We start from the raw sequence: 22,953 nt of genomic DNA, 5'->3' as shown, positions 1-22,953 counted from the left end.
TAAAAGAAACTATAATGAGTAATAGCTGTAGATAAAAGGAGAAGAAGAGATGAAGAAGGTTTTGGGTATTGCTGTAATGGGAAGTATGATCCTTCTAGCAGGATGTAATGGAAATAAAGATACGAAAGAACCGAAAGAAAAGGTAGAGCAATCTACTGAACAAACAGAAGAGATGAAAGAATACCTTGCAGTACATGAAAAATACGATATAAAAATGAATAAAGAAATTAATAAAGCGCTGCAGTTATTTGAAGTGGCAAAAGAAAAGGGCGGTAAGGAAATAACGAATGCAACATATAAAGAAGACGTGCAAAAGGTAACAACGAGCATGTTAGAAGATATTGATCATATACGTAAAGAAATTCGTGTTCCGAAGTCGAAAGAGCAAGAACATGAGGTATATGTTGGTTTCTTGAATGAATCAGAACAAGCGATGAAAAAATTACAGAAGTTAGCTAAAGAAGAAGATTCATCGTTGATTCGTGATATAGAAATTAACTTTGCAACAGCATCGACATACTATAAACGTTTTCAAGCAGAAACGAAAAAATAACCTTGCCTGTGCAAGGTTATTTTTTCTTCTTGCCATCTCCGTCTTCATCCTCAGATACTAATATTTTCTGTTCTTCGTGAAATTCGGAAATAGTTTGCCCGGTAATATTATCGAAAGGAGTATAAAAAGAAGTAATACGTTTCTTTTTAATAAAGAGTTTATAGGAGCCGATGATGACAAGTATAACGATTGTTAAGGGTAATCCTATAGTAGCAAGAAGTAAGGGGTCCATCTTATAACTCCTTTAACATCATTTCTTTTTATGATAAGCCGAAAACTGTAATTTCGATAAATGAATTAAAAACTGATTTTTCTAAATTTATCCAATTCGATTGACTTTTCAATTTTTCAGAATTATAATTCGAAATATACAATTTGAACCAAATAATAATATAGCAATTTACTTATCCAGAGAGGTAGAGGGACTGGCCCTATGACACCTCAGCAGCGGGTTCTGTAATAGGAACACCGTGCTAATTCCAGCAAGCAAGTCTTGAAAGATAAGTGATGGGCCTTTGTTTGTTAAGCCTTGATCTTATTTTTTAAGATCAAGGCTTTTTGTATTCTAAAAAGAGAAAAGGGAGTAATGGAAAAAGTACATTCATAAAACAAAGTAAATTCATGTGTTTAGGGGGTTATTGAAGTGTATGTAATTAAAAAATTATCGGTTATGGTGTTCACACTATGGGTTATTACGACAGTGACATTTCTAATTATGCATATTATTCCGGGAGATCCATTTTCATCAGATGCAAAAATCTTTCCTGAAGAAGTGATCCAAAACATGAGAGCGAAGTATCACCTTGATGAACCGTTATGGAATCAATATGTTGCTTATTTAGACGGTGTAGTTCATTTTGATTTTGGTGAATCGGTTCAATCAACCGGGCAAGGTGTATCAGAAATTATAACAACTGGCTTTGGTCCATCAGCAATTATTGGTCTACAAGCACTTGTTATTTCATTGTTAGTAGGAATTGCGGCAGGGACATTTGCTGCTCTATATCATGGGAGAGTAATTGACTATAGTGTGAGTTTGCTCGCAATTTTAGGTATTTCTATTCCAAGTTTTATTTTAGCACCACTATTTATACAAGTATTCGCTATCCAATTTGAGTTTTTACCAGTAGCCTCTTGGGGAACATTCGAACATACGGTATTGCCATCCTTTGCATTAGCGTTAGGGCCAATCGCAGTTATTACAAGGTTTGTGCGTTCTAATATGATCGAAGTACTGCAGAGTGATTATATTAAGCTAGCAAGAGCAAAAGGTATACCAATTAAGAAGATTATTATAAGACACGCTCTTCGAAATGCGATTGTTCCAGTACTTACATTTGTTGGACCGTTAATGGCTGGACTCTTAACAGGGACTTTTGTTATTGAAAAAATCTTTTCAATTCCTGGCCTAGGAAAATATTTTGTAGATAGTATTTTTAACCGAGACTATCCGGTGATTATGGGAACAACGATTTTCTATAGTGCGTTATTAATTGCTTGTATTTTCATTACAGATATTATTCATCGCATTGTTGATCCGCGTATTCGTTCTATTACATAAGGAGGGGGGATATTTAAATGGGAGCTTATGAGATTAATGAACAGTTATTAACGAAAGAAGAGAAAAAAGAATTAACGATAAATAAAAATCAGCAAACAATTAGCAGAAAGAAAGAAGTGTTTCGTAAGTTTATATCGAATCCAATCGCAGTTTTAGGAACAGTGACGTTATTGCTAATTATTGTTTTCTCGCTTATTGGCGAAAGTTTAACTTTATTTACTGCGAGTGAACAAGTAAAAAAGGCAACAAATTTACCGCCGAGTAGTGAACATTGGTTTGGAACAGATGATCTAGGGAGAGATATTTGGGCACGTACTTGGGCTGGTGGGAAGATTTCACTAACAGTTGGATTAGTAGCAGCTGCCCTCGATATAGGGCTTGGTGTACTGATTGGTGGATTTAGTGGATATGTGAGAGGGCGTAATCGTCTTGGAACGTTAATAGATGAATGGATTATACGAGGGATTGAAGTGTTATATGGTATCCCATATTTATTAATTGTTATTTTACTATTGATCGTGATGAAACCAGGACTTTTTACAATTATAATCGCTCTTGCGTTAACAGGATGGATTGGCATGGCACGTCTCGTTAGAGCGCAGGTCTTGTCTTTAAAACAAAGAGAATTTGTTATTGCAGCAGAGCGATTAGGTACATCGCATATGAAGATTATATACGGACATATCATTCCGAACTTAACAGGCATTATTATCGTGAATTTATCATTTACAATTCCAGCAGCTATTTTTTCAGAATCATTTTTAAGCTTTATAGGACTTGGAGTACAATCACCAGCGGCAAGTTGGGGGACGATGACGAATGATGCACTCGGGACATTATTGAGCGGAGAATGGTGGCAGCTATTTTTCCCGGCAATCATGATTGCACTCATTATGTTCGCATTTAATGCAATTGGTGATGGTTTGCAAGATGCGATTGATCCAAAAATCGTCAAACGGAATCGAAAGGAGAAAAAACATGGCACAGCTCTTATCTTTAGAAAACGTAACATTGACCGTTGAAAAAGAGAATAGTAAGCAAGCAATTGTGAAGCATGTTTCCTTTTCTATTAATGAAGGTGAAATCGTTGCACTTGTAGGAGAAAGTGGTTCAGGAAAAAGTGTTACAGCACAATCTATTGTCGGATTAAATCAAGAATCTATTCATATCGATGATGGAAATATAGCTTTCCAAGCAAATGAATTAACGAATTTACAAGAGTCAGAATGGAATCAAATTCGCGGAAAAGATATTTCCTTTATATTTCAAGATCCGCTTTCATCTTTAAACCCAACGATGAAGGTAGGCAAACAAATTACAGAAGTAGTTTTGCAACATGGGAAAAAATCGAAAAGAGAAGCAAAGGAAATTGCGATTAACTTGTTAACGGGTTTAGGGATACATGAAGCAGAGAAACGCTTTGAACAGTACCCACATCAATTAAGCGGAGGTATGAGGCAGCGTATTTGTTTAGCAATTGCGTTTGCTTGTCACCCAAAGCTTGTAATTGCAGACGAGCCGACAACAGCGTTAGATGTAACGATTCAGAAACAAATTATGGGGCTATTAAAAGAAAGAAAAGAAAAACAAAATACGAGTATTTTATTAATTACACATGATTTGGCACTTGTACGTGAAGTAGCTGATCGAGTAGTTGTTATGTACGGGGGACGTGTTGTTGAAAAAGGAACGATACAGGAGGTAATAGGTTCTCCTAAACATCCATATACGAAAAGTTTATTACAAGCAATTCCGAATATGGATCATTCCGAAAAGGTATTACGTGCTATAGAAGGAACGACACCTTCCATTGAAACATTAAATAGCTTTGGTTGTCCTTTTGTAAATCGTTGTCCAGTAGCGATAAAAGAATGTATTCATCGTTTTCCAGAGAGAACCACATATTCTAAGGAGCATAGTTCACATTGTTGGCAACATGTTCTAGAGCATAATAAAGCGAAATCAAAAGAGAAGGTGAATGCCTCATGACGACAGATTTAATTACTATAAAGCAAGTAACGAAAACGTATGGAAGTAAAAGTAAAGAAATCACAGCGTTAAAAGACATATCACTTTCTATTCCGAAAGGAACAACACTTGGCATTATTGGTGAAAGTGGTTCAGGAAAAACAACACTTGGAAAGCTCATAGCAGGGATTGAGAGTCCAACGTCTGGTGAAATTGATTATAACGGTCAAGTCGTTCACAAGCTGAAATCAGCTCATAGGCGAGATTTTTTACAGAAAGTACAGTTCATTTTTCAAGATTCCACAGCAGCATTAAATCCGCGCTGGAAAGTACGCGATAGCGTAACGGAGGGTTATATTTCATTCGGTTTAGGTGATAAAGGATTAAAGGATAAAATAGCAGGTGATGTGCTAGAACGTGTGGGATTAGATAGACGATATATCGATCGCTATCCGCACGAATTTAGCGGAGGACAACGTCAACGAATTGCTATTGCAAGAGCGTTATTGTGTGAGCCAGAAGTATTGATTCTTGATGAACCAATTTCAGCATTAGATGTTTCATTGCAAATTCAAATTGTACATCTGCTGCAAAAGATTCAAAAGGAACAAGGCTATACATATTTATTTATCGCACATGATTTGCCGATGGTTCACTATTTATGTGAAAAAGTGGCTGTCTTATATAAAGGAGAACTTGTTGAATTTGGAAATACGGACGAAGTGTTCTGTAATCCACAACATTCTTATACAAAAACACTATTGGCATCAACACCAAAAATTTCAGGTTAAAGGAGAATGTAGGATGAAGAAGTTTTTACTGTTTGTCATTATGACTGTTTTAGCAATTACTTCTGTCGCTTGCGGTAAGAAAGAGACGCAAAAGGCGAGTGCTGGTAAGGGAGAAGGAGATCGATTAGTAACGAATATTGGTAGCGATCCATATACACTTGATTCCGCTATTGCGACAGATAGCACGTCAGGTTATGTAATTGGACATTTATTCTCAAGCTTATATACGCAAGATAGTGATGGGAAATATCAAAATGAATTAGCAGAGAAAGAAGAAGTAAATGCTGATGGAACTGAGTATACAATTCATTTAAAGAAAGATATTAAATGGTCAGATGGTTCTGCTATTACAGCAAATGATTTTGAATTTGCATGGAAGCGATTATTGAATCCGAAAACGGGTTCTATGAATGCAACAGAAATGTATTTTATTAAAGGGGCAGAGGCATACAATACTGGAAAAGGTGAAGAAGGACAAGTTGGTATTCAAGTCGTTGATCCTCAAACATTAAAGGTAACTCTTGAACATCCAGTTGCTTCTATTAAACAGAAATTAGCAAGCTCATTATTTATTCCATTAGCTAAAAAGTCGATTGATGATAATAATAAATTAAAAACAGATCCAAAAGAGTTAATTACGAACGGGCCATTCACATTAAAAGAATGGAAGCATAATCAGGCTATTACAGTACAAAAAAATAAAGAATACTATGATAAAAAGGTAACATTAAAAGAAATTGAGTTTCGTATTATTCCAGATTCTAAAACAGCGTACCAATTATATAAATCAAAAGAATTAGATTTACTAAGCGGTTTACCGCAAGAAATGATTGAAAAAGAAAAAGGAAATAAAGAATATAAACGTGTTGCAGGATTTTCATCTTATATTTATTCGTTTAACGTAGAAAAAGAGCCATTCACAAATGCGAAAGTACGTAAAGCATTCTCATTAGCAGTTGATCGTAAGTTTATTGTTGAAAAACTGTATAAAAACAATGCACAAGAAGCAAATGCATTCGTTCCAGAAGGAGCAAAAACACAAAGTGGGCGTGATTTCCGTAAAGAAAAAGGTGGTTACGTTAAATTTGATCCAGCAGAAGCGAAAAAATTATTAGAAGAAGGCATGAAAGAACAAGGCTGGTCTACATTACCTGAAGTAACATTAAAATTCACTACAGATACACAACATAAAAAAGTAGCAGAAGCAATGCAAGAAATGTTTAAGAAAAATCTTGGCGTAGATATTAAATTAGAAAATAAAGAGTGGAAGAGTTACATCGACACATATAAGCAAAGTGATTTCCAATTGGCTTATATGGGATGGGGCGGTTCTTTATTAGATCCAATTACTAAATTAGATTTATATGCAGGTGATGGTCCAAACAATTATGCAAAATGGCATAATAAAGAATTTGATGCTTTAGTGAAGGAAGCAGAAGTTGAACAAAATGAAGATAAGCGTTTTGACTTATTGCATAAAGCGGAAGATATTATGTTTACAGATTCACCATTAATTCCAATTATATTCCCGTCGGATTCCTATTTACAAAAACAAACGGTATCTGGACTTCAATATTATGTTGGATCTAAACCAGATTTAAGATATGCAAAAATAAAGAAGTAGGCAATCGCCTACTTCTTTATTTTATTTCTCTTTTATATTCTTTTTTCGTTCCATCAGAGAAGACAACTTCTAAATCGAATTTTTGGTAGTCTTTATCAAGTTTGAACACGTTCACTACTTGATCGATTACTTCTTGGTCAGGAGTATCTTTATCAAATTTTAATTCTTGTAGAAGTGGGCTTAATTTTGTAATAGCCTCGTCACCTGTAAACTTTGCATTTGTTTTATGGTCTTCAAGCTTTGCTTCCATTTTCTTATCAGCGGCTACATTCTTATAATCAGCTTCGTAGTCTTTCTTCGTATCTTGATAGTCTGCATCTAAACTAAATTCATTAAAGTTTAGTTTTAAATCTGCAGGAGCCTCATTTTTTGCTTCTTCAGTCGTCTTTTTATTAGAAGTTGTGTCTTCTTTTGCAGGGGCTTTACATCCTGTTAATGCAGGTACTAGCATAAGAGCTAATAAAACTGATAGTAGAATTCTCATTATAAATTCCTCCTTATGTAAATTCGTTCTATACAAGTTTTTCCCAAAAACATGTAATTATGTATGTGTTGAAAATAAATTATTATCCTGCAGTCACAAGGGCTCATCCGCAATTTAAATCAAAAATGATTTGTATGTATATGGTAAATTGAAGTTGTGAGGAGGTACTGAAATGCTTTCTAAAACGTATCAAACGATCGGTGAATTATTTCAAGCAACATATGCAGCAAATGGCTATTATACAATAATATTCGGAGGAGTTAGTTTAGAGAGAAATATTATTTCATTATTAGTTATTGTATTGGTTACACAATTAGTAGCAGTGACGACTTTAGCTATAAAAGGAATGGTAAAGGGAAGAGGAAGCTCTGTAGTTAAAGTTGTATAAAAGTAAAAGGTATCCTTCGTAGGATACCTTTTACTTTTGTTATTTTGCAACTTCTGTCCACTTATAGTTAAATTCACCGCCGAAGTCAGTCGTTACAAGTCCTTTAATGAAAGAGCGTTGTAAGTAAGAACGACCTTGTTGGTATAAAGGAGCGACAGCGCCGTCTTGTAATAGAATTTTTTCAGCTTGCTTCATTGCTTCAAAGCGTGCTTTTTCATCGCCAGCTAAATCTGTTTTCACTTTATGAATGAGCTCATCGTACTCTTTGTTAGAGTACTTATCGAAGTTATAAGCACTATCTGTTGTAAATAAATCTAAGAATGTAATTGGATCAGCGAAGTCAGGGCCCCAGCCGTCAATACCAATTTCATAGTCACCACTTAATAGTAGTTTCAACTGTTGTTTACGTGGTTGCGGTTTTAAATTCACTGTTAATCCATCTAAGTTCTTTTCTAACTCACCTTTTAAATATTCACCAGTCTTTTTAGCTAAAGCATTGTCACTTGTTAATAGTTCGATTGTTACTTTGTCAGTACCAAGTTCTTGTTTTGCTTTTTTCCAGTTTTCTTTCGCTGTTTTCACATCATCCTTGACTAGATTTCCATTTTCTTTACGGAAGTCATTGCCTTCTGGACTTTTTGCAAATTTCGCAGGAACCATTCCTTCAGCTGGAACAGCACCGTTATTTAAAATTGTTTCTACGTATGCTTTTTTATTCATTGCGCCGTTAATAGCAAGGCGTGCATGTTGATTTTTTAATGTTTCATTTTTCTGATTTAGTCGTAAGAATTGAATGCCGACTTCAGCGCGTTCCTTGAAGTTTGGATCGCTCTTATATTTATCAACAAACTCTGCAGTTAAAGCAACGCGATCAATTTGTCCTGAATCATATAAATTCACTTCTGTAGACTTATCTTTAACGACATTGAAGTTGATTTCTTCTAATTTTACCGTTTTAGCATCCCAATAGTTAGGGTTTTTCTTCAATTGGAAACTTTGTTCGTGTTTCCAGTTATCTAATGTGAAAGCACCGTTGTAAATTAAATGATTTGTTTCTAAACCGTATTTATCGCCCTGAGACTTTAAGTACTCTTCATTAATTGGCAAGAATGTTGAGAATGTCGTTAAGCTTAAGAAGTAAGGAACAGGACGGTCTAGTTGTACTTCTAACGTTTTGTCATCAACAGCTTTGACCCCTAGTTGATCAATTGGTAATTGTTTTTGGTTTATTTGTTTCGCATTCTGTACATCGAAGAATAAGAATGCGTATTCAGCTGCTGTATCAGGATTTACGGCACGTTGCCAAGCAAAGACGAAGTCCTTTGCTGTAACAGGAGTACCGTTTGACCATTTTGAATCACGCAGATGGAATGTATATTTTGTTTTATCGGGACTAATGTCAACCGACTCAGCAACACCAGGAATCGGTTTATTATCTTCTCCCATTGCATATAAACCTTCAAAAACATTGCGCATTACATTCATGGATTCCCCATCCGTTGCTTTTGCAACATCCATTGTTGGAATTTCTGAAGCGAATGATAAGTTAATTGCTTGTTTATCAGGTACTTTATCGTTTGCTTTCGCTCCGCCTGCATTATCTTTATTTCCCCCGCAAGCAGTTAGTAATAGACTTGCCCCTAAAACAGATGCAACAACAGGTACAACTTTTTTCTTCATTGTTCGTTCCTCCCTAAATGTGTTGTTCGTAACGTCATAATGTCCATGTCTTGAAGTAGCTATAGAAGGAGATGAAACCTATTATAAATATTTGTTTATAGGTAATCAGGTGTTCTATATGTATATACATGTTGAGCTATAATCTATCGTTATATGTTTCAACGTAGTAGACATTATATTTTGATGGTGAAATATTTTGTTTCTTTGATTATTTAGAATATTAACACTGGAAAGAACTATATGTCAATAATAAAAATAGAATGTTAATTTCTTAGAATAATATATTAAAAAAGTAGATTCTCTTGTGTGAGAGAACCTGCTTTTAATATATTTTGCTAAAAAAACAATTGGTGTGGGCTAATAATAAGTGGGGATGAAGAACCCTCACTTATTACGGTTTTACTTTATTTTTCAATTTTTGCCCACTTGAAATTTAATTGACCCGCAAAGTCTACTTGCACAATTCCTTTCACATAAGAACGTTCTAAATAAGATTCGCCTTTTTGGTAAAGAGGAGCGATAACAGAGTCTTTAAATAATATTTTCTCGGATGCTAGTAATGCTTCCCAGCGAGCTTTTTCATCACCAGCTAAAGTTGTTTTCACTTTTGCTATTGTTTCATCGAATTCCTTATTAGAGTAATGATCTAAGTTATAAGGGTTATTCGTTGTAAATAGCTCAAGGAATGTAATTGGATCCGCAAAGTCAGGGCTCCAGCCGTCAATTCCGATTTCGTAGTCACCTTTTAATAAAAGCGAAACTTGTTGCTTACGCGGTTGCGGTTTTATATTTACTGTTAATCCATCTAAATTCTTTTCTAGTTGCCCTTTTAAGAATTCACCAGTTTTCTTATCAAGGTCAGCATCACTCGTTAATAATTCTAATGTTATCTTTTCAGAACCAAGCTCTTGTTTAGCTTTTTTCCATAACTCTTGTGCAGATTTTGTATCAACTTTTGTTAAATCGCCGTTTGCAGTACGGAAGTCTTTTCCTTCAGGTCCTTTTGCAAAGTTTTTTGGAACGAGACCAAGTGTTGATGTAGAGCCATCATTTAATAACGTATTTACAAAGGATTTTCTATCAATTGTTTGATTAATTGCTTGGCGTGCAGAAACATTTTGAAGTACTTTGTTTTGTTGATTCATACGTAAAAATTGTACGCCTACGTTTGGACGTTCTTTAAAGTTAGCATCCTTTTTATATTTATCGACAAAGTCAGATGTTAGTTTTATACGATCTAATTGTTTTGACTCGAATAAATTTACTTCTGTTGATTTTTCTTTTACGACGTTAAAATTGATTTCTTCTAGTTTGACAGTATCTTTATCCCAATAGGTAGGGTTTTTCTTGAATTTAAAGCTTTGTTCGTGCTTCCAATCGCTTAGTGTAAAAGCTCCATTGTACAAGATTGTATGATCTTCTAAAGCGTACTTATCACCTTGTGCTTTAAAGAATTCCTCGTTAATTGGTAGAAATGTTGGGAACGCTGTTAAGCTAATAAAATACGGAACAGGACGCTCCAATTCTACCTCAAACGTATGGTCATCAACTGCTTTTACACCAAGTTGGTCGGCTGGAAGTTCTTTGTTGTTAATTTTTGTTGCATTTTTAATATCAAAGAATAGAAATGCATATTCAGAGGCTGTTGCTGGATCTACGGCTCTCTGCCAAGCGAACACAAAATCTTTCGCTGTAACAGGAGTGCCGTTTGACCATTTTGAATCCCGCAGGTGGAATGTGTATTTTGTTTTATCGCCACTTACTTCATGAGATTTTGCAACGCCAGGGAAAGGTTTGTTACCTTCACCAAGATTATACAAACCTTCAAATACGTTTCTCATTACTTGACCAGAATCAGTATCTGTAGCACGGGCCGTATCCATTGTTCGTATTTCAGTAGGTGAAGATAAATTTAAAACCTGTTTGCTAGGTGCCTCGTCTTTTGCATTTGCTCCGCTTGCTTCGTTTTTATAACTACCGCAACCAGTTAATAAAATACTTACTCCTACAACTGATGCAATACCGGGTACAAACTTCTTTTTCATTTGATTTTCCTCCTAAATAATTAAGTTTGGATGATGATGAGGGAAATGAAAAATAAAAAATCCCTCTTTTCATATTGAGAAAGAGGGATTTTTACGTACAAGTTATGCACCCGTATATAAACGAAGTCCCTCATTCTATCTTTCAAGCATAAAGCTTGCAGGAAGTGGCACAGTATTCAAAATGAACCTGCTGCCGAGGTTTCAAAGGGCCAGTCCCTCCACCTCTCTTGATACAATGAGTAAACGAATAAATTTTATTAATTTTTGTGTTTCTTTGATAATTCAAAATCTTACACCTTGAACAATGAAGTGTCAACCAAATGGAATATAGTTTAAATTTTCAGTTATCTCAAATGAAAAAACCACTGCATATGGCAGTGGTTTTTCGCTTAGAAGTTAAAGTTATCTGGATCTGGACCGACGCGACGATCTTCATTTAAAGCTTGAATTGCTTTCATATCATCAGCACTTAATTCAAAGTCGAAGATGTTTGCATTTTCAATAATGCGATGTTCTTTAATTGATTTAGGGATTGTTACAACTTCGTTTTGTAAATCCCAGCGTAAAATAATTTGCGCAGTTGATTTATTATATTTTGTCGCAATTTCTTGTAACGTTGGATTATCTAGTAGTTGTCCTTGCATTAATGGTGACCAAGCTTCAAGCTGGATATTATGTTCTTTACAGAAAGCGTGTAACTCTTCTTGTGCTAAACGTGGGTGGTATTCCACTTGGTTGACCATTGGCTTAATTTCAGCAATTTCAAATACGTCTTGTAAGTGGTGAATGTGGAAATTACTCACACCGATAGCGCGAACACGGCCATCTTTATAAAGCTTTTCTAATGCTTTCCATGATTCGGTATATTTCCCTTTTACAGGCCAATGTACTAAATATAAATCTAAATATTCTAGACCTAATTTCTCTAATGTAGTTTCAAATGCTTGAAGTGTTGTTTCATATCCTTGATCGCTATTCCATACTTTTGAGGTAATAAATAATTCTTCACGTGAAACACCGGATTCACGAATCGCTTGTCCAACGCCTTCTTCATTTTGATAGATTGCTGCAGTATCGATGCTGCGGTAGCCATTTTTAATTGCTGCTTTTACAGAATCAATTACTTCTGAACCATCTTCTACTTTAAAAACACCTAAACCAAACCAAGGCATTTTTACACCGTTATGTAATGTTGTATAGTCCTTTAAACTTGTTAAAGTCATATTATTTCCCCCTAGCTTTTTTGTTTGTTGCTTCTACTGCTTTTTGAATTGCCTCTGAAAAATTATATTCATATAAATTTTTGAGACCCTCAGCTGTGGAACCACCTGGCGTTGTTACTTGTTCGCGGAGGTTAGCTGGATCTTGCGTTTGTTCGAGCATAGAAGCAGAGCCAGAAATCATTTGAATGACAAGATGTTTTGCGGTTTCTTCATCGACTCCATAACTTTTTGTTGCTTCAATTAAGCTTTCAGCAAAGTAATAAAGGAAGGCTGGTGCACTTCCAGTAACTGCAGTAAGCTGATGAACTTCTTCCTCAGTACAAAGTTGCGAAGTACCAATACCTCTTAAAAGCAGTTGCAGGGTTTCTTGATGCATCTCTTTTATTGATTGTCCCATTGTATATAAGGAGATAGACTTTCCAATTTCAGCAGCTGTATTAGGCATAATCCAAGCAACAGGCGTGCCTTTTGGGAGTCTAGCTTCTAAATAAGATGGTCCAATGCCAGCTGCTACTGTTACGACAAGTTGATTTGATATTAACGGAGATAGCTCAGCTAATAACTCTTCATGAGCAGAAGGTGGCATTGCTAAAACAACCGTATCGACAGATGTAACATGCTGCTTCCAATCTGTTGCAGTAGACACATTATATCGATGTTGTAACTGTTTTAGTTTTTCTGCGTTGCTTCGGTTAGAGACGATAATTTCTTCGATGTACTCTTTGCTTGTTTTAAGTAATCCGGAAAATATAGCTTCGGCCATACGACCGGCACCAATAAATAAAATTCGATGTTTAGTTAGCATATCCTTTATTCCTTTCTAGTAGAGATATGTTATAAAAACGATATCATCTTTAAGAGAATTTTGTAAAAAGAAAAGACTTACCGTAGATGGAATGGATAATGGGAAGGCGGAAATTCATGGTAAAGGAAAGGGCTATTACTTATACTGGTTTCTATGTCATACTAATATTAGCTGTTATTAATCTCTTTATATGTGTAGCTGGTTTGCTAGAGTGGAAGAGAAATTATAAGGGGCAAGAACATACAAATAATTATATCTAGAAAATAATTAGAATTGAAAAACCCCTGAAGCATATATGCTTCAGGGGTTTACTGATAGAATATAAGATTATGCTTTTGTCATACCAAGTAATACAGCACCGCCGATAATTAAAACACTGCCTAGTGCAATAAAGATCAATTGACGTTTTGTTTTCTTTTCACCTAAGAAGACAATTGCACCGAATGTTGAGATAACGATTCCAGTTTGAGATAATGGGAAGCTTGTTGCTACTCCGACACGTGGTAATGAAAGAAGTAAGAATAAGTTTCCCGTTCCCCATAGTAAACCGGATAAAGCATTACGAATTGCATATTTGTTAAATGGTTTATGTTTAGACGTCAGTACAACCGCACCAACAAACATACCAACTGCTTGTGGTAAAATAGCAGACCAACCATCGATATTATACCAACGAATAATAATTACATATACAAGATAGCCGAAAGTAGAAACAATTAAAGTAAGAAGTCCTTTTTTCAATTGTCCTGGTGGCTGAGCATTTTCTTTATCATCTAGTGATGTGAATACAACACCAACTACGATTAATAGGATTGCAATCGTTCCCAGAACAATTGTTGTCGTAGTAGTCCATTCACGGAAAGCGATAACCCCAAAGATAGAAGTTGCAACAAGTTGCATACCAGTAGAAATTGTTACGGTAGTTGAAACACCTAGTTTTTCAACTGTTTTTAATTGGTTTACTTGTCCTAAAGCCCAGAATAAACCTGAAATAAAACCAACAATTAAGACTGTCATTGTTAAAGCTGGTTGAGTAAATACATACATAATTGTTGCGAAGAATAGAGCACCGATTGTCATACCTACCGTTTGGCTATATGCACCACCGCCCATTTTTACGCTTACTAATAAGATGTTTCCCCATGCAATTGCAGGAAGAAGCGCTAATAAAATGTCCATTACAAGACTCCCTTCGGTTTCCTATACCAATATAATTACATATCGTTCTAACGATCGGTAATGCCCCACTAATAGAGTAGAAGATTACCGATCGCTAAAACAGGATGAAGAATTCACGATATAAATGCGTTTTCATTTCTTCATTTTTTGAAACACCTCCATATAATAACAGGAAATTGCCTATTTTAGAAAGTGAATTCAAATAAAATGTATATTTCAATAAGAGGTAAAATTCAGTTATTTCCCAACGACTTATTTATTTCCTAAGAAATAAATAAGCAGCTTCCAAAAAAGCTGCTTTAAAGGTTAGTAATTCTTTTGTTAATAAGCTGAATACATAGCAGAAATAGGAGTGACATACTAATAGTGATAACCACAAGTGTCCAGGCGAGTTGCATATTACTTGCGTCAATGGCCATGTAAATTGCAGTTGGGATTGTCTGTGTTTTACCAGGAATGTTCCCGGCAAACATGAGTGTAGCACCAAACTCACCGAGCGCGCGGACAAAGCTCAAAATCATCCCGCTTAGTAATGCAGGAAATGCGAGCGGAAGTGTAACGTGCAGAAAAACTTGATATTCACTTGCGCCAAGGTCACGAGCACTTTCTTCAATTTGTACATTTGCGATAGAAAATCCCGTTTTCGCTGATTGGTACATAAGCGGAAATGCAACAACTGTAGAAGCGATGATCGCAGCGGTAGATGTGAACATAATAGACTGCTGAAATAATGATTCAACCCACCTTCCGATCGGGCTGTTGTTTCCAAAGATGATAATGAGAAAGAAGCCGATAACAGTTGGTGGAAGTACCATTGGTAATAAAAATATGGTTTCTAATAGTACTTTATATCGCCATGAGGAGCGAGCTAGTGCTCGCCCGACAATCGTCCCTAAAATTGTAACGAGAATAGTGGCACACGCAGCTACTCTTAAAGATAGAAAGACAGGCGATATAATAGCATCAATGCTCATAGTAATTACGACAGGACTGTAAATCCATATTTCTTAAAGATAGATTGTGCATCTTTTGACTGCAAATACTCATAAAATGAAGTCGCCTCTTTCTTATGTTTAGATTCCTTTATAACACCTAAAGGATAGTGGATTGGCTCATGAGAAGTAGCTGCTGCTGTTTCACCAATCTTTACTTTATCTGAAATGAGAGCATCTGTTTTGTATACGATACCAGCATCGATATTCCCTGTTTCTACATATGTTAACACTTGGCGAACATCTTTTGTAAATACGACTTTATTTTGGACATCATTCCAAAGGTTTTCGTGTGTTAGAGAAGCCTTTGCATATTTTCCAGCAGGTACAGATTCAGGTGTACCAAGTGCAATTTTTTTGATTTTCTCATCTTTTAAATCTTGAAATTTTGTAAGAGAACTATCTTTAGGGATGACTAGAACTAGTTCATTTCCAAGAAGATTTTTCCCTTCTTTTTCATTAATGAATCCTTTCTTTACAAGGGTTTGGAATTTATCTTCTGCTGCAGAGAAGAATAAATCAGCAGGTGCACCTTGTTCAATTTGTTGTTGAAGTGCTCCAGAAGCACCGAAGTTAAAAGAAAGTTTGATATTTGGCTCTTTTTCTTTATATTGTTTTTCAATTTCTTTTAATGCATCTTGTAAGCTTGCAGCAGCTGAGATAGTCAGTTCAACTGTTTTATCTTCTTTAGCAGCTGACTTTGTATTCTTTTCCCCACTTGTACAAGCAGCACTAAATATAAGAAGGAAAGAAAGTATAAGTGCCCCAATAGAACGTAATGTAAATTTATTCATAAAAAAATCCCCTTTCATTTTGATATAACTAATTATAACTAATTATAACTAAATATAACTAGTTATAATTGAATATAATTTGAACACATATCTATTTTTAAAAAATAGGAGAAATATTCTTTTCTTTGTTACAATGAAAGGAGAAAGTGAGGAATCGTCTATGGATCATCATTCCTACACAACGGAAGAAGTAGCAAAGCGATTAAAGGTATCAAAATTAACTGTATACGACTTAATTAAAAAAGGAGAACTTCCTTCTTATAGAGTTGGTAGACAGATGCGCATTGATGCAGTGGATTTAGATCAATATATAAAACAAATGAAAACAGGAAAGGTACAAGTTACTCCTGTGAAAAACGATGGTAGTAGTATCTTGAACACGTGTATTATTAGTGGTCAAGAACTAACGTTAGATATGTTAGCTAAACGTATAGAAAATCGTTTGCCAAGTTCTAATGTTTTAAGAGCGTATCAAGGTAGCTTAACAAGTTTAGTGAAAATGTATCAAGGAGAAGGAAGTATCGTTAGTTTGCATTTGTTTGATGGTGAAACGGGTACATATAATGTTCCTTACGTAAAACGCATTTTAGTAGGTCAACCATGTATTATGATTAATTTATTGTCCAGAAATGTAGGGTTTTATGTCCAAAAAGGAAATCCGAAGAAAATAAAGACATGGGCTGACATATCCGGATCCACTATAAAGTTTGTAAATCGAGAAAAGGGTTCTGGTATTAGAGTGTTAGTGGATGAACAATTACGAATCCAAAAATTAAATAAAGCTGATATTAGTGGATATGAATGGGAAGAATCGAATCATCTGGGTGTTGCCACGCAAGTTGCAAATGGAAAAGCTGATGTAGGAGTAGGTTCAGAAAAGTTTTCGCAAATTGTAAATGTGGACTTTATTCCAATCATGAAAGAACAGTATGATTTAGTAATTTTGAAGAATAAAGAAAATGAAGAGCTGATTGAAGTCGTGAAAGACATTCTGCAATCGGAAGAATTTCATAATGAATTAAATGCAATTGGCGGATATGATATTAAGAAAACAGGTCAAATTATATATGAAACAAACTAAAAAGCTGCTTGTCTATAAGACGAACAGCTTTTTCTATATATAAAGGGGTTTGGGGAAACAAAGTATTAAATAAGACCTTGAGCAAGTGTGTAAATGAAAGCTGTAAGAAGAGTAGCTCCACTTGCAAGTCCGATAAAGTGAAACTTTAATCAGTGAGGGCGGGGTATCCCTCGCTGATTATTAGTTGAACCAATCGGGCTTTTACGGGCAGTTGATCCTAAACCTAACTTCTTTGATTTCGCTGAATTTTGAAGTGGGAGTCTTACTGCCCGTTAATGCGGGGTAAAGTCCGATTTGTTGAAAGTAATGTTGTTCATTATAATCTCTCCTTATTTGTTTAATGTAGTTGCAACAGCTTTTGCATCGACAAGTGCGGATAGCACCATGCCCATTGTATGTAAAAATTTATTTGATTTCATATTGTTCATCATGCGTATCCGCTCCTTTTCGAATTGTTGTTGCCCTGCTTATGTCTTAATTATAGGGAATATGGCTACTTGCAACTATCGAATTAGCTTACGAAAGACTTACACTTTTGTAAGAAAAAAAGACATTCATGTAAGAATGTCTTTCACAGCATATTGATATGATGATGTTCTTCAATTGTTTTTAAAAAACTACGCATTGAATTCGTCATATAGCTATCTTTACGGCGTATGAAAACCGTTGAAATACTGCCGTATTTTTGAGGGATTGCATGACAATGTACCTTACCTGCTTTAGAAAGATGATGGACAGCAGACTGTGGTACGAGTGTAATTCCGAGGCCGAGTGCAACGCTGTTTAATATTGTCTCTAATATATTGAATTCCATAATTCTTTTTGGTAGCAAACCTTCGTCTTTCAGCCATCGTTCTAGTTTGGAACGGTATCCGCATCCTTGGTTAAAAACGAGTAGAGGCGTTGTTGTAAATTCTTCTATATGAAAAGCTTTATTTTGTGTTACAAGCACTAATTTTTCTGTACTAACATCGTATTGTTCGATTAGTGGATGTTTAATAGGACCTGATATAAAGGCACCATCTAATTGATGATCAAGTACTTCTCTAATCAATTCTTCTGTTAGACCCGCTTGTAATGATAAATCGACATTCGGATAGCTTTTATAGTAAGAAGATAAAATGGTAGGTAATGTACTTACTGTTTCTACTGTACCGATTTTTAATATACCGGAGGGTGTTTCACTATCTAAAAATACTTGTTTTAGTTCGTCGACATCTTGCAAAATTTTATTAACATAAACGAGCATTTTTCTTCCTTCAGCTGTTAAAGTCATTCCTCGTTTATGGCGGTAAAAGAGTGGGGTTTTTAATTCGTTTTCTAGTTGTTTAATACGTGCAGTTACATTTGATTGTACATAATTTAATTCCTTTGCTGCGTTACTTACACTACCCTGGTCGGCAACGCTTTTAAAGATTTGTAAGTCTCTTAATTCCATTTTGTAATCCCCCTTGATGTTAACTATCATTATAAATGATAGTTAACATCGTTTTGAATCATTTTACGTGATATATTTTTTCTTTTACAATTCTCTTTGTGCAAATAGAAAGAAACGGGGGATTGCGGTGAGAAGAGGTCAAATGATAATAGGGGCTTTAGCGTGTTTAATTGCGAGTATGTCATGGGGAGCGATGTTTCCAGTTGCTGATCATGCGCTAGAATACATAGATCCATTTTATTTTTCGCTTATTCGTTATGGAGCAGTGGCGATAATGCTGATTGTATTGTTGTTAATGAAAGAAGGAAAACAGGCATTTCGTTTAGAGGGAAGAGGAAAGTTACTCGTCTTTTTTGGAACGATGGCATTTACAGTATATAATGTCCTCATATTTTTAGGGCAAATGTTAATGGGTAAGTCGGGTGTAATGGTAGCTTCCATTATGGAATCACTTATGCCGATGATTTCTATTTGTATTTTATGGGGATATAAGCATATAAAACCGAAGAAGTATATGATAACGAGTATGGTTATTGCTTTTGTAGGAGCTGTGTTTGTTATTACAAAAGGTGACATGAGTTTCTTTGTAACATTGAAAGATAATATGTTCTCATTAGCATTTATATTTATTGGTGTTGTAGGCTGGGTTATTTATACGATGGGTGGTCAAACGTGTAGTGATTGGTCAACATTACGTTATTCTACGTTGACGTGTGTATTCGGTACGACTGTTACAGGAATTATAACGGTAATTATTACGTCGCTTGGATATGTTTCAGTTCCTAGTATGGGAACGATTTCTATTGTGAAGTATGATTTGTTATTTATGATGACATTGCCAGGTATTGTAGCGCTACTTGCTTGGAACTACGGTGTGAAAATTTTATCATCCATTAATGGGATTTTATTTATTAATTTTGTACCAATTACGACTTTAGTTATTATGATGATGCAAGGGTATCAGATCACAATGTTTGATATTATAGGGACTGTACTTGTTATTGCAGCACTTATTCGCAATAACGTTTGCCAGAGAAAAGAAGAAAATATAAATAAGAGAGTTTTACAAGAAGAACAATTACGTCAAGCTGTTTAATAGGCAAATGGAGGATTTCACATGTTAGAAAGTTTATTGTTTTTCTTCGCCGTCGGAGTTGCCTGTGAGCTTGCAGCAATTAATCGAAATGGTCGTAAAAAGATAAAACAACAAGCTGAGCTGATACAGCTTTTAAAAGAGTTGAAAGAAAGAAAAAATTAAAAAGACGACCGGGCATAGACGGTCGTCTTTTTCTATATAAAGGGGAAAGGGGACACAAAATTATACAAGCGTAGCAGCGTAAATGAAAGCAGTAAGAAGAAGAGAGCCGCTAGCTAATCCTAAAAAATCTAATTTGTTAAAAGTACTGTTATTCATAATACATTCTCCTTACTTGTTTAATGTAGAAGAAACAGCTTTTGCATCGAAAAGAGCTGATAATACCATGCCCATTGTATTTAAGAAATTGTTCGTTTTCATTTTGTTCATCATATTAATCCACTTCTTTTCGAATAATTGTTGCCCTGTTTCTGACTTAATTGTATGAAATATAGTAAGAAGTAACTATCGAATTAGCTTACAAGAAAATTACACTTTTGTAAGAATTGAAATTTAACAATTCATACTTAATTTTATTACCAACTCCTAAAACTTAGTGTTATAATTGTTATAAGGATATGATTATACTTCGGATGTTTAGAAAGGAACGAAACAAATGTATAAACCAATTACATTTTTGTTGAAATATATATTTAAAACAGCTGGAAAAGTAGAAGTACAAGGGAGAGAAAAGCTACCAGAAGGTGGACCGTATGTTGTTGCATGTACACATACAAGTTTTATGGATGTATTAATGTTAGCTACAGGGATGTATCCAACTCAAATTCATTACATGGCCAAAAAAGAATTATTTGAAGGGAAATTCAAAAAATGGTTCTTTAAAAATGTAAATGCATTCCCTGTAGATCGTGCGAACCCAGGACCAAGTACACTTAAAATTCCATCACGTTTATTAAAAGAAGGAAAGGTAGTAGGGATTTTTCCGAGTGGAACGAGATCAGCGGAAGATGTTTCATTAAAAGCGGGTGCTGTGACAATTGCGATGCGTTCTAATGTTCCGTTAGTACCAGCAGCTTATGTTGGTCCATCAAGTGTAAAAGAATTAATAAAGGGGAAAAAGGCACAATTGATTTTTGGAGATCCAATTCAAATTGAGGCTGGAGAACAAATAGATCGAAAAACCGCTATGAAAATGATGACAGATCAATTAAATGAGAAGTTTGAGGAGTTAAAAGAAGCTTTGCAATCAAATCAAAAATAAGAAAAGACGACCGGGCATAGACGGTCGTCTTTTCTATTACTATTTATAATAAAGGGGAAAGGGGACACAAAGTTATACAAGCGTAGCGGCGTAAATAAAAGCAGTAAGAAGAAGCGAGCCACTAGCTAGTCCTAAAAAATCTAATTTGTTAAAAGTGATGTTATTCATAATACATTCTCCTTGCTTGTTTAATGTAGAAGCAACAGCTTTTGCGTCGATAAGAGCGGAAAATACCATGCCCATTGTATTTAAGAAATTGTTTGTTTTCATTTTGTTCATCATATTAATCCGCTCCTTTTCGAATAGTTGTTACCCTGTTTCTGACTCAATTGTATGAAATGTTGCGGAAAGTCACTATCGAATTAGCTTACAGAAAAATTACACTTTTGTAAGAGAAACGAATGAAGGTGTAATGATAAGAAGATTTGACATATGTTCATGAGATTCATTAAGTTAAAGGTAGAGGTGAGTGTATGGCTAATATTAAAGATATTGCAAAGATGGCGGGAGTTTCAGTTACGACTGTTTCGAGAGTGTTGAATGATCACCCATATGTAAGTGAAGAAAAAAGAAAAGCGGTTATAGAGATAGTTGAGAAATTGAATTACTCGCAAAACGCAAATGCTGTTCATTTATCAAAAGGAAAAACGAATATTGTTGGTGTGATTTTACCGTATATTAATCATCCGTGTTTTGATGCGATGGTGAGCGGAATGATGGAGACTGCGTTAGCGCATAATTACAGGGTGCTACTTTGCCAAACGAATTATAATAAAAAAGAAGAAATGAAAAGTTTACATATGTTAAAAACAAAACAATTGGATGGTCTTATTATTTGTTCACGTGCAAATGATTGGGAAACGATAGAACCGTATGCTTCTTACGGCGCAATAATTGCTTGTGAAGACAATGATATTTCAAACATCTCAAGTGTATATACGAATCATTCAGCGGCCTTTCAATTAGGAATGGATTATTTGATTGAGAAAGGTTATAAAAAAATTGGTTATTGTACGGGAAGAAAATTAGGGCCGAGTAGTCAAAAGCGTTTTGATGTTTATAAACAGCAATTGCAATCTATAGACGAAGATGTTAATGAAGAATGGATTTTTACAGAATGTTTTACACTAGAAGATGGTGTGAAAGTAGCTCATAAGTTAAAAGAGATGCAGGATCTTCCTGAAGCATTAATAGTAGCAGGTGATGAGGTTGCGATTGGTGTTATGACAGAGGTTGAAAAATTAGGCATTCAAGTTCCTGAGGATTTAGCGATTATTGGCTTTGATAATCAACCTATCTCACAAGTGTTACAACTGACAACTATTGATCAAAATTTAAAGGAGATAGGGAAAACTGCTTTTGAAATGTTGCATAGAAAAGTGAATGACGAGAGTTCTGAACAAGAAAAGCTGGAAATTCCATATGAACTTGTGGAACGCTCTACAGTTTAATTTTAATCCGTTATGTGTATAATCGCATAACGGATTATTTTTTTTGAAATATCTTTGACAGGAAACGCGTTTCATACTTTATAAAGGAGTTAAACCGGTTTGTAATAATCCATGGATTCTTTTCAAGTGTTAATGCAATGAATAGAATTTGGAGGAATATGCATGAATGAACTTTTATCGAGTATGAAAAAGTATGTAGATGATGATGAAAAGATTCTGGCTTTTGTGGTAGGGATATTTGAGAAGGATAATTTTATATTATCGTATCAACATGGGGTTTTTGTTGCCACTACTAGACGTCTCCTTTTTTACGGGAAATTTCCGTACTATTCTTCAACATTTAAAGAGTATTCATATTTGCATATAGATAGCATAGATTTTCATCCGTATTTTGAATTTACTTGTAATCATGAAACCATTCGCGCTAAGTATATTCAGAAAGGGAATGTGGAGCAATTTGTCCGTGCAGTTAGAGTAAATATGAATAATTAATCACCCCTATGTTTAAACATAATATTTCAATTTTTAACAGGGAAAAA

The 22,953-nt window shown here is 35.0% G+C and carries 25 protein-coding genes, 1 pseudogene and 2 riboswitches; of the genes and pseudogenes, 13 read left to right on the top strand and 13 right to left on the bottom strand.

Features of this window, described 5'->3' with window-relative positions:
* The first annotated feature begins 49 nt into the window (after positions 1–49).
* A complete protein-coding gene (locus CN409_RS29055; protein ID WP_000756523.1) occupies positions 50–553 on the top strand; it encodes a hypothetical protein in 504 nt (167 codons plus the stop codon).
* A gap of 16 nt (positions 554–569) precedes the next feature.
* On the opposite strand, the gene CN409_RS29050 is transcribed toward CN409_RS29055, so the two are convergent.
* Positions 570–785: a DUF3951 domain-containing protein gene (locus tag CN409_RS29050; protein ID WP_000371395.1), complete on the bottom strand. Its 216-nt coding sequence runs from the start codon at positions 783–785 to the stop codon at positions 570–572.
* A gap of 169 nt (positions 786–954) precedes the next feature.
* Positions 955–1,060: riboswitch (SAM riboswitch) on the top strand.
* Positions 1,061–1,196: 136 nt separating this feature from the next.
* Here CN409_RS29050 and CN409_RS29045 point away from each other — a divergent pair.
* From CN409_RS29045 to CN409_RS29025, 5 genes are read left to right on the top strand one after another with little or no spacing between them, the layout of a single operon-like run.
* Positions 1,197–2,114, top strand: coding sequence for an ABC transporter permease (locus tag CN409_RS29045; RefSeq protein WP_000289326.1), 918 nt, complete (start codon positions 1,197–1,199; stop codon positions 2,112–2,114).
* 17 nt (positions 2,115–2,131) lie between these two features.
* The gene (locus tag CN409_RS29040; RefSeq protein ID WP_000501533.1) at positions 2,132–3,136 is read left to right on the top strand and encodes an ABC transporter permease; all 1,005 of its coding nucleotides are present in this window, start codon (positions 2,132–2,134) and stop codon (positions 3,134–3,136) included.
* On the top strand, positions 3,093–4,103 hold the full coding sequence (locus tag CN409_RS29035; RefSeq protein WP_097981852.1) for an ABC transporter ATP-binding protein: 1,011 nt from the start codon (positions 3,093–3,095) through the stop codon (positions 4,101–4,103). The genes CN409_RS29040 and CN409_RS29035 overlap by 44 nt, the downstream gene beginning before the upstream one ends.
* The gene (locus tag CN409_RS29030) at positions 4,100–4,873 is read left to right on the top strand and encodes an ABC transporter ATP-binding protein (protein WP_097981854.1); all 774 of its coding nucleotides are present in this window, start codon (positions 4,100–4,102) and stop codon (positions 4,871–4,873) included. Before CN409_RS29035 ends, CN409_RS29030 begins: the two co-directional genes overlap by 4 nt.
* 13 nt (positions 4,874–4,886) lie before the next feature.
* Positions 4,887–6,497: a peptide ABC transporter substrate-binding protein gene (locus CN409_RS29025; protein ID WP_000714110.1), complete on the top strand. Its 1,611-nt coding sequence runs from the start codon at positions 4,887–4,889 to the stop codon at positions 6,495–6,497.
* Positions 6,498–6,513: 16 nt separating this feature from the next.
* Here CN409_RS29025 and CN409_RS29020 read toward each other — a convergent pair whose 3' ends face one another.
* Positions 6,514–6,981 (bottom strand): YusW family protein, encoded by a 468-nt coding sequence (locus CN409_RS29020; RefSeq protein WP_001221557.1) that lies wholly within the window; start codon positions 6,979–6,981, stop codon positions 6,514–6,516.
* A gap of 172 nt (positions 6,982–7,153) precedes the next feature.
* On the opposite strand from CN409_RS29020, the gene CN409_RS29015 reads away from it, so the two are divergent.
* A complete protein-coding gene (locus tag CN409_RS29015) occupies positions 7,154–7,369 on the top strand; it encodes a hypothetical protein (RefSeq protein WP_000949587.1) in 216 nt (71 codons plus the stop codon).
* A 39-nt stretch (positions 7,370–7,408) separates the two neighbouring features.
* Here CN409_RS29015 and CN409_RS29010 read toward each other — a convergent pair whose 3' ends face one another.
* The 7 genes from CN409_RS29010 to modA form a co-directional block, all read right to left on the bottom strand.
* The gene (locus CN409_RS29010) at positions 7,409–9,049 is read right to left on the bottom strand and encodes a peptide ABC transporter substrate-binding protein (protein ID WP_000731066.1); all 1,641 of its coding nucleotides are present in this window, start codon (positions 9,047–9,049) and stop codon (positions 7,409–7,411) included.
* Positions 9,050–9,453: 404 nt separating this feature from the next.
* Positions 9,454–11,094, bottom strand: a complete 1,641-nt coding sequence (locus CN409_RS29005) for a peptide ABC transporter substrate-binding protein (protein ID WP_000726448.1) — start codon at positions 11,092–11,094, stop codon at positions 9,454–9,456.
* Between the two features lie 132 nt (positions 11,095–11,226).
* Positions 11,227–11,331, bottom strand: a riboswitch (SAM riboswitch).
* Positions 11,332–11,483: 152 nt separating this feature from the next.
* Positions 11,484–12,317 (bottom strand): aldo/keto reductase, encoded by an 834-nt coding sequence (locus CN409_RS29000; protein WP_000176912.1) that lies wholly within the window; start codon positions 12,315–12,317, stop codon positions 11,484–11,486.
* A gap of 1 nt (position 12,318) precedes the next feature.
* Entirely contained in the window at positions 12,319–13,122 is an 804-nt protein-coding gene (gene proC, locus CN409_RS28995; RefSeq protein ID WP_097981855.1) for a pyrroline-5-carboxylate reductase, read from the bottom strand.
* 327 nt (positions 13,123–13,449) lie between these two features.
* Positions 13,450–14,301, bottom strand: coding sequence for a GRP family sugar transporter (locus CN409_RS28990; protein WP_000353549.1), 852 nt, complete (start codon positions 14,299–14,301; stop codon positions 13,450–13,452).
* A gap of 299 nt (positions 14,302–14,600) precedes the next feature.
* Positions 14,601–15,275 carry a molybdate ABC transporter permease subunit gene (gene modB, locus CN409_RS28985; RefSeq protein ID WP_000020519.1) on the bottom strand — a complete coding sequence of 225 codons (675 nt, stop codon included), beginning with the start codon at positions 15,273–15,275 and terminating at the stop codon, positions 14,601–14,603.
* 5 nt (positions 15,276–15,280) lie between these two features.
* Positions 15,281–16,087: a molybdate ABC transporter substrate-binding protein gene (gene modA / locus CN409_RS28980; RefSeq protein ID WP_001032237.1), complete on the bottom strand. Its 807-nt coding sequence runs from the start codon at positions 16,085–16,087 to the stop codon at positions 15,281–15,283.
* Between the two features lie 160 nt (positions 16,088–16,247).
* On the opposite strand from modA, the gene CN409_RS28975 reads away from it, so the two are divergent.
* Positions 16,248–17,168 (top strand): substrate-binding domain-containing protein, encoded by a 921-nt coding sequence (locus CN409_RS28975; protein ID WP_002083993.1) that lies wholly within the window; start codon positions 16,248–16,250, stop codon positions 17,166–17,168.
* A 65-nt stretch (positions 17,169–17,233) separates the two neighbouring features.
* Here CN409_RS28975 and CN409_RS31625 read toward each other — a convergent pair.
* Positions 17,234–17,314 (bottom strand): annotated as a pseudogene (locus tag CN409_RS31625) (DUF3948 family protein); the annotation flags it as partial.
* 425 nt (positions 17,315–17,739) lie between these two features.
* Positions 17,740–18,606: a LysR family transcriptional regulator gene (locus CN409_RS28965; protein WP_063546223.1), complete on the bottom strand. Its 867-nt coding sequence runs from the start codon at positions 18,604–18,606 to the stop codon at positions 17,740–17,742.
* Between the two features lie 127 nt (positions 18,607–18,733).
* Here CN409_RS28965 and CN409_RS28960 point away from each other — a divergent pair, with 127 nt between their 5' ends.
* Both CN409_RS28960 and CN409_RS28955 read left to right on the top strand, forming a co-directional pair.
* Complete coding sequence (locus CN409_RS28960; RefSeq protein ID WP_002004285.1) at positions 18,734–19,702, top strand: DMT family transporter; 969 nt, start codon at positions 18,734–18,736, stop codon at positions 19,700–19,702.
* 21 nt (positions 19,703–19,723) lie between these two features.
* Positions 19,724–19,864, top strand: coding sequence for a YrzO family protein (locus tag CN409_RS28955; RefSeq protein ID WP_000894065.1), 141 nt, complete (start codon positions 19,724–19,726; stop codon positions 19,862–19,864).
* Between the two features lie 60 nt (positions 19,865–19,924).
* Here CN409_RS28955 and CN409_RS31620 read toward each other — a convergent pair whose 3' ends face one another.
* Entirely contained in the window at positions 19,925–20,020 is a 96-nt protein-coding gene (locus tag CN409_RS31620; protein ID WP_001066117.1) for a DUF3948 family protein, read from the bottom strand.
* Between the two features lie 337 nt (positions 20,021–20,357).
* On the opposite strand from CN409_RS31620, the gene CN409_RS28945 reads away from it, so the two are divergent.
* Entirely contained in the window at positions 20,358–20,963 is a 606-nt protein-coding gene (locus CN409_RS28945; protein WP_000277776.1) for a lysophospholipid acyltransferase family protein, read from the top strand.
* 72 nt (positions 20,964–21,035) lie between these two features.
* On the opposite strand, the gene CN409_RS28940 is transcribed toward CN409_RS28945, so the two are convergent.
* Positions 21,036–21,131 (bottom strand): DUF3948 family protein, encoded by a 96-nt coding sequence (locus CN409_RS28940; protein ID WP_001060007.1) that lies wholly within the window; start codon positions 21,129–21,131, stop codon positions 21,036–21,038.
* A 305-nt stretch (positions 21,132–21,436) separates the two neighbouring features.
* Between CN409_RS28940 and CN409_RS28930 the strand changes: the two genes are divergently transcribed.
* The gene (locus CN409_RS28930; RefSeq protein WP_001273902.1) at positions 21,437–22,414 is read left to right on the top strand and encodes a LacI family DNA-binding transcriptional regulator; all 978 of its coding nucleotides are present in this window, start codon (positions 21,437–21,439) and stop codon (positions 22,412–22,414) included.
* A gap of 162 nt (positions 22,415–22,576) precedes the next feature.
* On the top strand, positions 22,577–22,906 hold the full coding sequence (locus CN409_RS28925; protein ID WP_001004243.1) for a PH domain-containing protein: 330 nt from the start codon (positions 22,577–22,579) through the stop codon (positions 22,904–22,906).
* The last annotated feature ends 47 nt before the right edge of the window (positions 22,907–22,953 follow it).

The sequence above is a fragment of the Bacillus sp. AFS012607 genome (genome assembly GCF_002558005.1).
GTDB lineage: Bacteria > Bacillota > Bacilli > Bacillales > Bacillaceae_G > Bacillus_A > Bacillus_A thuringiensis_S.
The sequence above is the reverse complement of the archived record's forward strand: the minus strand, read 5'-3'. Positions and strand labels throughout refer to the sequence as shown.

Excerpts from the sequence above, each read along its gene's own strand:
- CN409_RS29055 (WP_000756523.1), top strand. The coding sequence starts at position 50 with ATGAAGAAGGTTTTGGGTATTGCTGTAATGGGAAGTATGATCCTTCTA.
- CN409_RS29050 (WP_000371395.1), bottom strand. The coding sequence starts at position 785 with ATGGACCCCTTACTTCTTGCTACTATAGGATTACCCTTAACAATCGTT.
- CN409_RS29040 (WP_000501533.1), top strand. The coding sequence starts at position 2,132 with ATGGGAGCTTATGAGATTAATGAACAGTTATTAACGAAAGAAGAGAAA.
- CN409_RS29035 (WP_097981852.1), top strand. The coding sequence starts at position 3,093 with ATGGCACAGCTCTTATCTTTAGAAAACGTAACATTGACCGTTGAAAAA.
- CN409_RS29030 (WP_097981854.1), top strand. The coding sequence starts at position 4,100 with ATGACGACAGATTTAATTACTATAAAGCAAGTAACGAAAACGTATGGA.
- CN409_RS29025 (WP_000714110.1), top strand. The coding sequence starts at position 4,887 with ATGAAGAAGTTTTTACTGTTTGTCATTATGACTGTTTTAGCAATTACT.
- CN409_RS29020 (WP_001221557.1), bottom strand. The coding sequence starts at position 6,981 with ATGAGAATTCTACTATCAGTTTTATTAGCTCTTATGCTAGTACCTGCA.
- CN409_RS29015 (WP_000949587.1), top strand. The coding sequence starts at position 7,154 with ATGCTTTCTAAAACGTATCAAACGATCGGTGAATTATTTCAAGCAACA.
- CN409_RS29010 (WP_000731066.1), bottom strand. The coding sequence starts at position 9,049 with ATGAAGAAAAAAGTTGTACCTGTTGTTGCATCTGTTTTAGGGGCAAGT.
- CN409_RS29005 (WP_000726448.1), bottom strand. The coding sequence starts at position 11,094 with ATGAAAAAGAAGTTTGTACCCGGTATTGCATCAGTTGTAGGAGTAAGT.
- CN409_RS29000 (WP_000176912.1), bottom strand. The coding sequence starts at position 12,317 with ATGACTTTAACAAGTTTAAAGGACTATACAACATTACATAACGGTGTA.
- proC (WP_097981855.1), bottom strand. The coding sequence starts at position 13,122 with ATGCTAACTAAACATCGAATTTTATTTATTGGTGCCGGTCGTATGGCC.
- CN409_RS28990 (WP_000353549.1), bottom strand. The coding sequence starts at position 14,301 with ATGGACATTTTATTAGCGCTTCTTCCTGCAATTGCATGGGGAAACATC.
- modB (WP_000020519.1), bottom strand. The coding sequence starts at position 15,275 with ATGAGCATTGATGCTATTATATCGCCTGTCTTTCTATCTTTAAGAGTA.
- modA (WP_001032237.1), bottom strand. The coding sequence starts at position 16,087 with ATGAATAAATTTACATTACGTTCTATTGGGGCACTTATACTTTCTTTC.
- CN409_RS28975 (WP_002083993.1), top strand. The coding sequence starts at position 16,248 with ATGGATCATCATTCCTACACAACGGAAGAAGTAGCAAAGCGATTAAAG.
- CN409_RS28965 (WP_063546223.1), bottom strand. The coding sequence starts at position 18,606 with ATGGAATTAAGAGACTTACAAATCTTTAAAAGCGTTGCCGACCAGGGT.
- CN409_RS28955 (WP_000894065.1), top strand. The coding sequence starts at position 19,724 with ATGTTAGAAAGTTTATTGTTTTTCTTCGCCGTCGGAGTTGCCTGTGAG.
- CN409_RS31620 (WP_001066117.1), bottom strand. The coding sequence starts at position 20,020 with ATGAATAACAGTACTTTTAACAAATTAGATTTTTTAGGATTAGCTAGC.
- CN409_RS28945 (WP_000277776.1), top strand. The coding sequence starts at position 20,358 with ATGTATAAACCAATTACATTTTTGTTGAAATATATATTTAAAACAGCT.
- CN409_RS28940 (WP_001060007.1), bottom strand. The coding sequence starts at position 21,131 with ATGAATAACATCACTTTTAACAAATTAGATTTTTTAGGACTAGCTAGT.
- CN409_RS28930 (WP_001273902.1), top strand. The coding sequence starts at position 21,437 with ATGGCTAATATTAAAGATATTGCAAAGATGGCGGGAGTTTCAGTTACG.
- CN409_RS28925 (WP_001004243.1), top strand. The coding sequence starts at position 22,577 with ATGAATGAACTTTTATCGAGTATGAAAAAGTATGTAGATGATGATGAA.